The sequence below is a fragment of the Candidatus Sphingomonas colombiensis genome (assembly GCA_029202845.1).
Taxonomy (GTDB): Bacteria; Pseudomonadota; Alphaproteobacteria; order Sphingomonadales; family Sphingomonadaceae; genus Sphingomonas; species Sphingomonas colombiensis.
Genome location: CP119315.1, coordinates 471,935 through 484,027, shown reverse-complemented (window position 1 = coordinate 484,027; position 12,093 = coordinate 471,935). Strand labels below are relative to the sequence as shown.

General features: G+C 64.4%; 12 protein-coding genes, 1 tRNA gene and 1 pseudogene. 6 read left to right on the top strand and 8 right to left on the bottom strand.

What is annotated here, in order from left to right; all coding sequences use genetic code 11:
* Positions 1-48: 48 nt before the first annotated feature.
* Positions 49-273, top strand: coding sequence for a hypothetical protein (locus P0Y64_02345; GenBank protein WEK43690.1), 225 nt, complete (start codon positions 49-51; stop codon positions 271-273).
* Positions 274-459: 186 nt separating this feature from the next.
* On the top strand, positions 460-1,011 hold the full coding sequence (locus P0Y64_02340; GenBank protein WEK43689.1) for a hypothetical protein: 552 nt from the start codon (positions 460-462) through the stop codon (positions 1,009-1,011).
* Positions 1,012-1,029: 18 nt separating this feature from the next.
* Here the strand turns inward: P0Y64_02340 and P0Y64_02335 are convergent.
* A pseudogene (locus P0Y64_02335) lies at positions 1,030-1,789 on the bottom strand (NUDIX domain-containing protein).
* Between the two features lie 170 nt (positions 1,790-1,959).
* A tRNA-Ala gene (locus P0Y64_02330) sits at positions 1,960-2,035 on the bottom strand.
* Positions 2,036-2,288: 253 nt separating this feature from the next.
* On the opposite strand from P0Y64_02330, the gene P0Y64_02325 reads away from it, so the two are divergent.
* Together P0Y64_02325 and P0Y64_02320 are read left to right on the top strand one after the other, a co-directional pair.
* Positions 2,289-3,224, top strand: coding sequence for a DUF2171 domain-containing protein (locus P0Y64_02325; protein WEK43688.1), 936 nt, complete (start codon positions 2,289-2,291; stop codon positions 3,222-3,224).
* Positions 3,225-3,345: 121 nt separating this feature from the next.
* A complete protein-coding gene (locus P0Y64_02320; GenBank protein WEK43687.1) occupies positions 3,346-4,332 on the top strand; it encodes an NADP-dependent oxidoreductase in 987 nt (328 codons plus the stop codon).
* A 122-nt stretch (positions 4,333-4,454) separates the two neighbouring features.
* Here the strand turns inward: P0Y64_02320 and P0Y64_02315 are convergent, their stop codons facing one another.
* From P0Y64_02315 to hppD, 4 genes are all read right to left on the bottom strand, one after another.
* On the bottom strand, positions 4,455-5,357 hold the full coding sequence (locus P0Y64_02315; protein WEK43686.1) for an alpha/beta hydrolase: 903 nt from the start codon (positions 5,355-5,357) through the stop codon (positions 4,455-4,457).
* Positions 5,358-5,422: 65 nt separating this feature from the next.
* On the bottom strand, positions 5,423-5,806 hold the full coding sequence (locus tag P0Y64_02310; protein WEK43685.1) for a Rieske (2Fe-2S) protein: 384 nt from the start codon (positions 5,804-5,806) through the stop codon (positions 5,423-5,425).
* Positions 5,770-7,083: a homogentisate 1,2-dioxygenase gene (hmgA, locus tag P0Y64_02305; protein ID WEK43684.1), complete on the bottom strand. Its 1,314-nt coding sequence runs from the start codon at positions 7,081-7,083 to the stop codon at positions 5,770-5,772. The genes P0Y64_02310 and hmgA overlap by 37 nt, the downstream gene beginning before the upstream one ends.
* A 135-nt stretch (positions 7,084-7,218) precedes the next feature.
* On the bottom strand, positions 7,219-8,253 hold the full coding sequence (gene hppD, locus P0Y64_02300; GenBank protein WEK43683.1) for a 4-hydroxyphenylpyruvate dioxygenase: 1,035 nt from the start codon (positions 8,251-8,253) through the stop codon (positions 7,219-7,221).
* Between the two features lie 80 nt (positions 8,254-8,333).
* Between hppD and P0Y64_02295 the strand changes: the two genes are divergently transcribed.
* Together P0Y64_02295 and P0Y64_02290 are read left to right on the top strand one after the other, a co-directional pair.
* Positions 8,334-8,777 carry a MarR family transcriptional regulator gene (locus P0Y64_02295; protein WEK43682.1) on the top strand — a complete coding sequence of 148 codons (444 nt, stop codon included), beginning with the start codon at positions 8,334-8,336 and terminating at the stop codon, positions 8,775-8,777.
* Position 8,778: 1 nt separating this feature from the next.
* Positions 8,779-9,672, top strand: a complete 894-nt coding sequence (locus P0Y64_02290; GenBank protein WEK43681.1) for an ROK family protein — start codon at positions 8,779-8,781, stop codon at positions 9,670-9,672.
* Positions 9,673-9,675: 3 nt separating this feature from the next.
* Here P0Y64_02290 and dinB read toward each other — a convergent pair whose 3' ends face one another.
* Both dinB and P0Y64_02280 read right to left on the bottom strand, forming a co-directional pair.
* The gene (gene dinB / locus P0Y64_02285) at positions 9,676-10,713 is read right to left on the bottom strand and encodes a DNA polymerase IV (protein WEK44945.1); all 1,038 of its coding nucleotides are present in this window, start codon (positions 10,711-10,713) and stop codon (positions 9,676-9,678) included.
* A 170-nt stretch (positions 10,714-10,883) separates the two neighbouring features.
* Complete coding sequence (locus P0Y64_02280) at positions 10,884-12,062, bottom strand: acetyl-CoA C-acyltransferase (protein ID WEK43680.1); 1,179 nt, start codon at positions 12,060-12,062, stop codon at positions 10,884-10,886.
* Positions 12,063-12,093: the final 31 nt, after the last annotated feature.

The window sequence follows — 12,093 nt, the reverse complement described above, 5'->3', positions numbered from 1 at the left end:
CGCGACGGTTATTCCATCGTTCCCTTCCCGATAGATTAGGAGAGAGCGATGCCCCCCGAAAGCCACGACCCCCGACAGGATGCCGGACAGGACCAGTCGATCGCCCGGCGACTGAAGGAAAATCCATCGGACAGGCAGGCGAAGCTTGACGAGGCGCTGGATGAATCGATGGACGCATCCGATCCGCCTTCGACCGTGCAGCCGCGACGCCGCAGCGATCCAGCGCCCTCATCAGGCTATAACGCAGAGGCGGAGCGCCAGCAGGATGCGTGATTGTTGCGGAAAAAGCGCACCCTGACATCCAAAAGTAACAATTCGCTTCGATTCGTCGCTCGCTTGTTGTCGCAGCGCAAACGACATGATTCACTCATTAACGTCGGACATCACGGCGTTAAGGGAAGAGTTAACCATCCTGGCGCATGATGATCCGGCTCGATTGGTACGAGACGAGGTGGATCGATGAGTGCCAGGATGAAGCCGGCGGAAGGTGCGATGGCGCTGGCCGAAATGAAGGAGTTTGCCGGGTTCGCGGCGGCGACGCAGCGCTATATCCGGCGTGGGCTCGATATAGGGCTGGATCGCGAGGACGCGCTGATGCGCTGGTCACGCGACGTGGTTGAGGCGGCGAGCATCCGCGCGCAGGCTCATCATTATGAGCGACTGCCCGAAATCCGCGCATTGATCCCCGACGACAGCGGGCTCGATCGCGTCGAGCCGTTTCTTGCGCCGCTTATCACCGTTACGGCCTTCGATCTGGGGCAGGGGCGGTTGCTGACCTTCTCGGCCTATCGCTTCCTTTATGAGCGGCTGATCGGCGCGAACGTGCGGCCATGGCTCCCCGGCGCGTTTTGTGCCGCCGCCGCGCTGCCACATCTCCATCCCGAATTGCGGCGCAAGCTACTCCAGTCGATCAGCGAAGCCGCCGCTACTGCATCGGGGTGGTCGTCACGCCAGCCCAGCTTCTTCCCGCATTGGGTGGAGAAGGTGGAAGAGGGCGCGCTGCCGCAATGATCGAGCGCGCGCCGGCTATCAGCCGCGCATAGCCTCGCTTATCGGCTCGGAGGTCACCGGATAGCCGGCGTCATCGGGAATGCAGAGATGCTGTTCCCCATCGCGCTTTTCCGTCCAGGGCGTGACGGTGCGTACCGGGGTATCGCGCGCATGCGCCGCCGCTTCGGCGAAGCTGCCGAACTGCGCGAGCCGCTCTAGATTCCGTCGGGTAGGGAAAATGATTGCGAGCTTGCCGGCATCTGCGTCGTCCAGCACCGATTGCGCCGTCGCCCAAACCAGTCGAACATTCTCGGTCGCGTCGACCGTCGCGCGGGGGGCGTCGGCCGGTAACTCCGTGAGGTAGAAGCGCGTATCGAAACGCCGCATATGGGCGTGGGCCGGAAGCCAGCGAGCCCATGGCACGAGTGGTTCGAGATCAAGCTCTGTGTCCGCATCCGCCAGCACTTCCGCGAACGATTTGCCGGCATGAAGGCCATGGCGCATCGCTTCCAGCGCTTCTACCGAAAGGCGGTTTTTTCAGCCCGACAGGGAGCCCAGCCTCCTCGATTGTCTCGCGGATCGCCGCAATGCGCGCGGCCACTTCTTCGCCGCCACCGAAGCGCAGGGCAAGCGCATGATCGCCGGCATCCACACGACCACCCGGGAACACCATCGCACCGCCGGCGAACACCATTGCCTTGGCACGCTCCACCATCAGCAATTCAGGTGCGCCAGGGCCGGCACGGAAAATCACCAGGGTCGAGGCGGGAATCGCTTCCGGGAGATCATTGTCGCTCATCTTGAGGTCGCTTGCCTTTCTGCATGCCCGTTCGGGCGCGCGCTTCTGCGTCGGGATCGCATCATCACCTGCTGGAGCGGATGGTCAATGCGCGAATTGATTTTGCGCGCGGCTCGCACCCAAAGGCGCTGGCGTGATCCCGCCGGACAGGATGGTGAAAGATCGGCGGGTGGTGGAGCCGAGGGGAATCGAACCCCTGACCTCTGCAGTGCGATTGCAGCGCTCTCCCATCTGAGCTACGGCCCCGCCCGGTACCCGGACATCGGCCGGGAGCGACGCCCTTAGCGGCCTCTTTCAGGGCGATGCAACGCCTCTCGTTCGACAGGTTCAAACTTTACCTGCGGCAAGGCGTGTTCGAGGCGCGATCGCCATCCGATACGCAAGTGTAACAGTCGGAACAATAACGGTTTCCGGCGCATTTTTCCCGTAGCGATGCCCGCCCGCCGCAATGTGAGCGGGGACCGTGGCAACAACGCATTTTTTCCTTGGAGGGAAAGCGATGAGCTACGAATTTTTTGGCGAGAAAGCGATGAGATACGATCGCAATCCGCGCCGTGGCGATCCGTCGAATTATGGTCGCGATTATGGATCTGGACGCGATTACAGCTATTCCAGCGCGCGCGAATATCTCGCGGCGGGGATGGCGGGCACCGATCGCGGCAGGTTCGAGGGCGAGCGTTATGGACCGGATGAACCCCCGCCCGAATATCATGGCAGCTATGCGTCGGGCGGGCGCCGATTTGAGGATGTCGGTAGCCGCCGCGATTGGGACGATGACGATCGCCATGCCAGCAGACATCGCGATCGCGGCATCCGTTACGCGCGCTCGGCGCAGGACGGCGATTATCCCGATCGAGGATTCCTCGCGCGTGCCGGGGATGAGGTGCGTTCGTGGTTCGGTGACGAGCAGGCGGAACGTCGTCGGCAGGCGGATATGTGGGCTGACGAACGTTTCGGCGGGACACCCCCAAGCCACAATGACGCGCATTATGGCGATTGGCGCAACGCGCAAATTGCCGCGCTCGACCGCGATTATGAGGAATTTCGCCGGGAGCATCGGGCGAAGTTCGAGCAGGAGTTCGTCAATTGGCGGACCAATCGCCAGACGCAACGCGACTCGTTGAGCCGGGTTGAGGAGCATATGGACGTCGTTGGCGCCGATGGCGCGCATGTCGGCACGGTCGACAAGGTGCGTGGCGATCGCATCCTGCTGACGAAGAGCGATGCCGACGCCGGTGGCCGGCATCATTCGATCCCATCTGGCTGGATCGCTCGGGTGGACGCGCAGGTGACGCTAATCAAGACTGCGGACGACGCGAAACAGCATTGGCGTGACGAAGAGCGTAATCAGGCGTTGTTCGGCGATGATGATCGTGGCGGCGGGCGCGGTAAGAGGTGGGATCGACCGGGCAACGATGGATCCTTCTCCGGCTGAACACTAGCTGCCTGACGATGGTGAGGGACGGAACAGGGCCGGGCGGTGACGCTCGGCCCTTGTCTTTATCGCTGCATGGGCCATACCGAATGCTCAAATTCAGCGAGAGAGGATAAGAGCGATGTCGCGTGCCTGGAGCCTGAAATCGCGCCCGACCGGAATGCCGGACGACGGTAATTTCGCCTTGATCGATCTGCCGTCCGCGCCGCTTGGTGAGGGGCAGGTCCGCGTCGCCAACCGCTGGTTGTCGGTCGACCCCTATATGCGCGGGCGGATGAACGATGTGAAAAGCTATGTCCCGCCATTCGCGCTCGGTGAGCCAATGCAGGGCGGCGCAATCGGTGAGGTGGTTGAAAGCAGGAACGCTGATCTGCCGATCGGGGCGAAGGTGCAGCATATGCTGGGCTGGCGCGAGGAAGCGGTGCTGAACGCGGGCGAAGCGCAGCGGTTGCCGGATCTCGGCGTGGACGACCAGGCCTATCTGGGGCAACTCGGCATGCCGGGGATCACGGCCTATTTCGGATTGCTGGCGATCGCGTCGGCGCAGCCGGGCGATGTGGTGTTCGTTTCGGCAGCGGCGGGCGCGGTTGGCTCGACGGTGGTGCAGGTCGCCAAGGCAAAGGGCATGACCGTGATTGGATCGGCCGGCGGTGCTGACAAATGCGCTTGGGTGAAAGCTATCGGCGCGGATCATGTGGTCGACTACAAGGCCGGCTCGGTCACGCGCGGGCTGATGGAAGCCGCACCGGAGGGGATCGACGTTTATTTCGACAATGTTGGCGGTGAGCATCTCGATGCGGCGCTGCTCGCCGCGCGAATGCACGCGCGCTTCGCGATCTGCGGCATGATCGACATCTATAACGACGGAAAGCCGCAGGAACTGCGCTATCTCGCCAAGGTGATCGGCGCGCGGATCAATATCCGGGGCTTTATCGTCAGCGACTTCATCGATCGCGTCGGCGAATTCTATCGCGACATGGGTGCGTTGCTGAAGGAGGGAAAGCTCCAGCGCCACGAGACGATCCATGACGGAATCGAGGCGATGCCGGCGGCGTTTCGCGGCCTCTTCACCGGCGGCAACATGGGCAAAATGCTCGTGCGGCTCTGAGCGCCGGGGCGGCGCGCGGGAAAGTTGGAACCGTTTTTCCGCAAAACGAGGCGGCCATCGATAGTTAGGGCGAGCCGGGTGAACTAAGAATCACGCGGCTTGCTCTAACCCGCTCGTGCGCTTCAGGCCGCGCGGGCTAGCCGGGTTACCGGGCGGGCGACGCTCTCGAATGCCTGCACCACGGTCGGGATTACCTCAGGTGGCAGCGTATGGCCCATGCCGGGGATCTCCACCAGACGCGCACCGGGGATGCTGGCTGCGGTATCGCGCCCGCCATCGATCGGTACCAGCGGGTCGTTCACTCCATGGACGACGACGGTGGGAGCGGTGATCGCCTTCAGCCGCTCGCGCCGGTCGCCATCCGCAAGGATTGCGGCCATCTGGCGGATGAAGCCGGCGGGCTCGTGATTACGCGCCACCTCTTCGTGATAGCGCTCGGCCATCAGCGTGGCGTCCTCCTGGAAGTGCGCGCCGACCACCTTCGACGCTTTCACGCCATGCGCGACGATCGCGTTCACATCGCCGCCGCGCGGGCGGCGCAGCAGGATGCTCATCGCCTGTAGCGACGCGCCGGGCAGCGCGGGGTTGCCGGTGGAGGACATGATCGAGGTGAGCGACAAGGTGCGTTCCGGCCAACGCGCAGCGAATAGCTGGCCGATCATCCCGCCCATCGAAGCGCCCATGATATGTGCCTTCTCGATTCCCAATGCGTCGAGCAGACCGGCAGCGTCATCCGCCATATCGGTAAGCGTATAGGGCGCGCGGACCGGACGGCGTAGCGCTCGCCAAACCGCCATCAGCGCGAGGCTGGGGGTACCGCCTTCGTTGCATTTGGAGGAAAGGCCGACATCGCGATTGTCATAGCGGATCACGCGATAGCCGCGCTCGACCAACGTCTCGACGAGATTCATCGGCCAACGCAGGAGTTGCGCGCCGAGCCCCATGATCATCAACACAGCCGGCGCATCCTTCGCGCCGAACTCGTCATATGCGATCTCGATACCGTTGGCGGAAACCTTCGCCATCTTGCCTGTGCCTCCTAGCAACGGGGCAGGATGCCTTGTCTGTCACGAAATCGCAACATAAAGGCTCAGGCGGTGAGGATCGTTTCGTCCCGTATTACGACGGGCCAAGGGGTTAGTGCGGTGCCAGGGCACGGACCGCCGAGGCATTTGCCGCTTGTGATATCGAACACGGCGCCGTGCCAACTGCACGCGATCATCCCGCCCGCGACATAGTCGTCGAGGGTCTGCGCCAGCGGCAATCCCATGTGCGGGCAGCGATCGACATAGCCGAACGCTTCCGCGCCGCGTCGCACGACGAAGCCGTGGAAACGCCCGGCGCGCATCTCGATCACGAAGTTTCGCGCCGCGCCGTCGGCGATCTGGTCGAGCGGGCCGAGCGCGATGCCGGGCGGGGTGGTGGTGAGCCGCTCGGTCAGGGCAATGTCGCCTTGGGAAAATCGGCCCAGCATTCGTCGTAATCGGGCTGGGCGTGGGCCTGCGCGAAATCGGTCGGGCGATACGGCCAGCAGCTCTCGAGCATGAACGCCATCGTGCCGCCGATTCTGTGCGGTTGCAGAGCGGCGTTCGACGCGGCCTCCCATGTCGCTTTGTCCGGCCCATGTCCCGACAGCATGTTGTGGAGCGAGAGGCCGCCGGGGCTGAACCCTTCCGCCTTCGCGTCATAGGCGCCGGTGATCAATCCCATCGCTTCCGACATCACATTGCGGTGGAACCACGGTGGGCGGAACGTGTCCTCCGCGACCATCCATCGCGGTGGGAAGATCACGAAATCGGCATTGGCGCGCCCGGTGACATCGCTCGGCGAGGTGAGCACGGTGAAGATCGACGGATCGGGATGGTCGAAGCTGACCGTGTTGATCGTGTTGAACCGCGCAAGATCATAGCGCCACGGCGCGAGATTGCCGTGCCACGCCACCACGTCGAGCGGCGAATGGTGCAGCTCGGTTCGCCACAAATGGCCGAGATATTTCTGGACGACCTCTATTCGCTCGTCGCGATCCTCGAACCATGCCACCGGCGTTTCGAAATCGCGTGGATTGGCGAGGCCGTTGGCGCCGATCGGGCCCAGATCGGGCAGGCGGAACAGGTTGCCGTAATTCTCGCAGACATAACCGCGCGCCGCGCCATCCGGCAGTATCGCGCGGAACCGCACGCCGCGCGGGACGAGCGCGATCTGGCCGGGCGAAACCTCGATGCGGCCGAGTTCGGTCAGCAGCTCCAGCCGCCCCTCCTGTGGCACGAACAGCATCTCGCCGTCGGCGTTGACGAACACGCGGTGCGTCATGTCGTGGTCGGTGGCGTATAGATGCAGCGCGACGCCCTCCAGATGCGCGGGATCGCCGTTGGCGAGCATCGTCGTCATCCCGTCGATCAGGTCGGTGCCGGCGGAGGAAGCGGCGATCGGATCCCAGCGCAGCCGGTTCGGGGCGAGCGGCCCGGCCACCGTCGCGGGCGAGAAGCGCGGCGCGCCGTCATAGCGGACGAACGGCGGGTGTTCGGCGGATGGGCGCAGTCGATAGAGCCATGAGCGGCGGTTTTCATGGCGCGGCGCGGTGAAGGCGGTGCCGGAAAGCTGCTCGGCGTACAGCCCGAACGGTGGTTTCTGCGGCGAATTCCGGCCGATCGGGAGCGCGCCGGGAACTGCCTCGGTCGACATGTGATTGCCGAAGCCGGGGACATAGGCGGTGGATGCCGCCTGCGCGTCGATGCGGGACTGGTCGTTCATCCTCTGCCTTCTTTCTCAAACCGCCGGACGTCGGACCCGGCGAAGCCGTGCCCGAGGCCCGGCTCGCCGTGCCAGTCGGTCGACGGCGGCGCATTCGCGCCGCATCTCGGCGGAAGCTCGCGCTTCCGTCATCGATCAGGCGTCGACTTTAATGACTCCCCGCCGGATCTGATCCAGCTCGATGCTTTCGAACAGCGCCTGGAAGTTGCCGTTGCCGAAGCCCTCATTGCCCTTGCGCTGGATGATCTCGAAGAAGATCGGCCCGAACATATTCTCGGTGAAGATCTGGAGCAGGATGCCCTCATCGCCGACATTGCCGTCGATCAGGATGCGGTTTTTGCGGAGCCGCTCGAGATCCTCGCCGTGGCCGGGGACGCGCTTGTCGACCAGCTCGTAATAGGTCTCGATCGTGTCCTGCAGGTTCACGCCGCGCGCGCGCAGCCGCTCCACGGTGTCATAGATATCGGGGGTGGTCAGCGCGAGGTGCTGGATACCTTCGCCGTGATACTCGCGGATGAATTCCTCGATCTGCGAATTATCGTCCTGGCTTTCGTTCAAGGGAATGCGGATCGCCTTGTCCGGGGCGATCATCGCCTGGCTGAACAGCCCGGTCGCCTTGCCCTTGATGTCGAAATACTTCTGCTCCTCGAACGCGAACAGCGTGCGGTAGAATTCGCTCCACACCCGCATCTGCCCGCGGCGGACATTATGGGTGAGGTGATCGAGCAGATCGAGCCCGACATTGTTCTTCGCCTCCGCCTCGCGCCAGCCGGGCATTTCTGCCCAATCGGCGTAGAGATCGGTGCCGTCCTTGATGAAATAGAGGTAGCTGCCGCCGATCCCCTGGATCACCGTGTCATCCTCATCGGTCGGCTTGGCGCCATGTTCCACCGCCCATTTCATCGCCACCGCCGGATCGGCGACGCGGAACGCCATCGCGCTGGCGGAGGGGCCATGCTCGCCACGGAAGGCGGCGACGCGTCCGGCCTCGTCGCGGTTGAGCATCAGGTTGATGCGACCCTGCTTATATCGCGTGATGTTCTTGGTCGGATGACGATGCGTCGCGGTGAAGCCGAGTTGTTCGAACTGCTTCCCCATCGCCTCGGGATCGGGCGAGGTGAACTCGACGAATTCAAACCCGTTCAGCCCCAGCGGATTGTCGGCGGTCATGACGATTCTTCCATAAATGGTAACAATTGAAACCAGTATCATGTGTTGAGACTGTCGTGTCAAATGCTACGATGTTCGGAATGACCAATCGTCTCCAGCTTGATCGGTTCCTGCCGTATCGTCTTTCGATCACCTCGAATCTGGTGAGCGACCGGATCGCGCGTGCCTATGAATCGATGTTCGGACTCACCATCCCCGAATGGCGGCTGGTGGCGGTGATCGCGGAGGTGGACGCGATCAATCAGGCCGATATCGGCGAGCGCACGCGGATGGATAAGGTGACCGTCAGCCGCGCCGCCATTGCGCTGGTCGGGCGCGGGCTGCTGGCACGCGCGCCGAATGCGACCGACAAACGCTCGCACCTGCTGTCGCTCACCGCTGCGGGTCGCGAGCTTTACGCGTTGGTCGCGCCTAAGGCGCTCGAACTGGAACAACGGATCTTCGCGAGCTTCGCGCCGGCCGAGCTGGAGGGGTTCATGGCGATGCTGCGGCGGATCGATGCCGTCGTGCTGGAGACCGAGTGAAATGGCGCAGCCCCCGCTGATCGCCGGGATCGAGCTGGGGGGCACCAAATGCGTCGCGATCCTGGCGCGCGGGCCGGATGAGATACTGGAGCGGGTTCGCGTGCCGACGACGCGGCCGGAGGAGACGCTCAATGCGCTGGAAGCGGTGATCGACGGGTGGCGGGGCTTTGCCGCGCTGGGCATCGCCAGTTTTGGCCCGATCTCGATCGATCGCCACGCGGCCGATTATGGCAGCGTTACCGTGACGACCAAACCACATTGGTCGCACACCGATATCGCGCGGCGGCTCGGCACGCGATATCGCGTGCCGGTCGGGTTTCACACCGATGTGGTGGGCGCCGCGCTGGGTGAGGCGCGATGGGGCGCCGCGCGTGGGCTGGCCGATCTCGCTTATGTCACCGTGGGGACCGGGATCGGCGTAGGGCTGATCGCTGGTGGTCGGCCGGTCGATGGGCTGACGCATGGCGAACTGGGGCATGTCCGCCCGGCGCGGCTGGCGGGGGACGAATGGCCCGGCTCATGCCCGTTCCACGGCGCCTGCGTGGAGGGGCTGGCGGCGGGCTCGGCGATCGCCGCGCGGACCGGGATCGCCGGGCAGGATCTCCCGCCTGATCATCCCGCGTGGGAGCCGGTGGCACATGCGCTGGCGCAAATGCTGCACACCTTGGTTATGACCGGGGTGCCGCGACGGATCGTGATGGGCGGCGGGGTGATGGTCGGCAATCCGTTCCTCTTCACGTCGATCCGGGCGATGTTGCGCCGTTCGCTCAACGGTTATATCGCGCTGCCCGATGTGGAGGACACGGATCGGTTCGTCGTGCCGGCCGGGCTTGGGGATGATGCCGGGCCGCTCGGCGCGATCGTGCTCGGTGAACAGGCGCTCGATCGCGGCTGAGGTTCAGCCGAGCGGCAACGCCGGCTGTGAGCGCTCGCCTGGATCGAGGATGGCCGAGAGCGTCAGCCCAAGCAGACGGATGCCACCTTCGACCGGCAGCTCGCGGAGAAGCAATGTCTGGCCGATCTCAGCGAATTGCGTCTTGTCGGCCACCGGATCGGTGAGGGATCGTGCGCGGGTGAAGGTGCGGAAATCGCCGCGGCGGAATTTCAGCGTCACGGTACGACCGCGCTCTCCGCTGCGTTCGACGCGCTCCCAAGCCGCCTCGGCGACGTGATCGAGCGCGGCGATGATCTCATCCTGATCGGCCAGATTGCGGTCGAAAGTCCGCTCAGCGCCGATCGATTTGGTCGGGCGATCGGCGCGCACCGGGCGCTCGTCGATCCCGCGCGCCGCGCCGTGCAGATAATCGGCATGGCTGCCGAAATGCGCGCGCAGGAACTCACGGCTTTGCCCGCGCAGATCCTCGCCCGTCTCGATCCCCAGCGCCGCCATCCGCCGCGCCGTCACCGGGCCGACGCCGTGGAATCGTGAGACCGGTAGGGCGGCGACGAACGCCGGGCCTTTCGCGGGCGGGATTACACACAGGCCGTCGGGCTTGTTCTGATCCGACGCCAGCTTGGCGATGAACTTGTTGTAGCTCACCCCGGCGGACGCGGTCAGCCCGGTTTCGGCGCGGATGCGGGCGCGGATTTCCTGTGCCACTGCGCGCGCGGACCCCAGCCCGCGCTGATCCTCGGTTACGTCTAGATACGCTTCGTCCAGCGCGAGCGGCTCGATCAGTGCGGTATAATCGGCGAAGATCGCGCGGATCTGCTGGCTGATCGCGCGATAGACATCGAAGCGCGGGCGGACGAATACCAGGTCCGGGCAGCGCCGGATCGCAGTCGCCGAGGGCAAAGCGGAGCGCACACCGAATGCGCGCGCCTCATAGCTTGCTGCCGCCACCACCCCACGCGCCTGTGCGCTGCCCACCGCCACTGGTCGCCCGCGCAATGCGGGATCGTCGCGCTGTTCGACTGACGCGTAGAAAGCGTCCATGTCGATATGGATGATCTTGCGCGGGGAGGGGGCGTCCAACACGCGCTGCACCTTGCCACGAAAAGCGTGGCGAGAGAACAGGTCGCGAACATGCAAAATGCCCCGGCCGCGCGAACGGCCGGGGCATTTTGTGGAAGGGAGCGGTTTCCGGCCCCTTTTCTCAGCTGAGCTTAGAGAACCTCGAACAGGCCCGCAGCGCCCATGCCGCCGCCGACGCACATCGTCACGACGACATATTTCGCGCCACGACGCTTGCCCTCGATCAGCGCGTGGCCGGTCATGCGCGCGCCGGACATGCCATAAGGGTGGCCGATAGAGATCGCGCCGCCGTTGACGTTGAGTAGTTCGTTCGGGATGCCCAGCTTGTCGCGGCAATAGAGCACCTGCACCGCGAACGCCTCGTTCAGCTCCCACAGGCCGATGTCGCTCATCTTGAGGTTGTAGCGCTCAAGCAGCTTCGGGATTGCGAAGACCGGGCCGATGCCCATCTCATCCGGCTCGGTGCCGGCGACCGCCATGCCGACATAGCGGCCGAGCGGGGCGAGGCCGCGCTTCTCGGCGAGCTTTTCCTCCATCAGCACGCTGGCCGATGCGCCATCGGAAAGCTGCGAAGCGTTGCCTGCGGTGATGTTCAGATCCGGGCCGAGCACCGGGTTGAGCGACTTCAGCCCTTCCAGCGTCGTTTCCGGGCGATTGCCCTCGTCCTTGGCGAGCGTGACTTCCTTATAGGAGACTTCCTTTGTCTCCTTGTTCACGATCGCCATGTTCGCGGTGACCGGAATGATTTCGGCGTCAAACTTGCCGGCGGCCTGTGCAGCGGCGGTGCGCTGCTGCGACTGGAAGGCATATTCGTCCTGCGCATCGCGGCTGACGCCATAACGCTTGGCGACCACCTCAGCCGTCTGGAGCATCGGCATGTAGATGTCCTTGTGCATCGCGATCAGTTCGGGATCGGGCTGCACGCGCATCTGCGGGGTCTGAACAATGCTGATCGACTCAACGCCGCCGCCGATCGCGACGTCCATATTGTCGATAATGATTTCCTTCGCCGCGGTGGCGATCGCCATCAGGCCAGATGCGCACTGGCGATCGAGCGACATGCCCGAAACCGACACCGGCAAGCCGCCGCGCAGCAGCGCGGTGCGTGCGATGTTGGTTGCCTGCGCGCCTTGCTGGAGCGCAGCGCCGAGCACCACGTCCTGCACCTCGGCGCCGTCGATTCCGGCGCGCTCCACAGCGGCGCGGATCGCATGGCCGGCGAGCGTCGGCGACAGCGTGTTGTTGAACGCCCCGCGATAGGCGCGGCCGATCGGGGTGCGGGCGGTGGAAACGATAACGGCGGAACGCATGGCTTAATTCTCCTGAAACATGGATTTCCCG

What these genes read in the sequence shown, in the direction of transcription:
- P0Y64_02345 (WEK43690.1), top strand. Translation starts at nt 49, where the DNA reads ATGCCCCCCGAAAGCCACGACCCCCGACAGGATGCCGGACAGGACCAG.
- P0Y64_02340 (WEK43689.1), top strand. Translation starts at nt 460, where the DNA reads ATGAGTGCCAGGATGAAGCCGGCGGAAGGTGCGATGGCGCTGGCCGAA.
- P0Y64_02325 (WEK43688.1), top strand. Translation starts at nt 2,289, where the DNA reads ATGAGCTACGAATTTTTTGGCGAGAAAGCGATGAGATACGATCGCAAT.
- P0Y64_02320 (WEK43687.1), top strand. Translation starts at nt 3,346, where the DNA reads ATGTCGCGTGCCTGGAGCCTGAAATCGCGCCCGACCGGAATGCCGGAC.
- P0Y64_02315 (WEK43686.1), bottom strand. Translation starts at nt 5,357, where the DNA reads ATGGCGAAGGTTTCCGCCAACGGTATCGAGATCGCATATGACGAGTTC.
- P0Y64_02310 (WEK43685.1), bottom strand. Translation starts at nt 5,806, where the DNA reads ATGCTGGGCCGATTTTCCCAAGGCGACATTGCCCTGACCGAGCGGCTC.
- hmgA (WEK43684.1), bottom strand. Translation starts at nt 7,083, where the DNA reads ATGAACGACCAGTCCCGCATCGACGCGCAGGCGGCATCCACCGCCTAT.
- hppD (WEK43683.1), bottom strand. Translation starts at nt 8,253, where the DNA reads ATGACCGCCGACAATCCGCTGGGGCTGAACGGGTTTGAATTCGTCGAG.
- P0Y64_02295 (WEK43682.1), top strand. Translation starts at nt 8,334, where the DNA reads ATGACCAATCGTCTCCAGCTTGATCGGTTCCTGCCGTATCGTCTTTCG.
- P0Y64_02290 (WEK43681.1), top strand. Translation starts at nt 8,779, where the DNA reads ATGGCGCAGCCCCCGCTGATCGCCGGGATCGAGCTGGGGGGCACCAAA.
- dinB (WEK44945.1), bottom strand. Translation starts at nt 10,713, where the DNA reads ATGGACGCTTTCTACGCGTCAGTCGAACAGCGCGACGATCCCGCATTG.
- P0Y64_02280 (WEK43680.1), bottom strand. Translation starts at nt 12,062, where the DNA reads ATGCGTTCCGCCGTTATCGTTTCCACCGCCCGCACCCCGATCGGCCGC.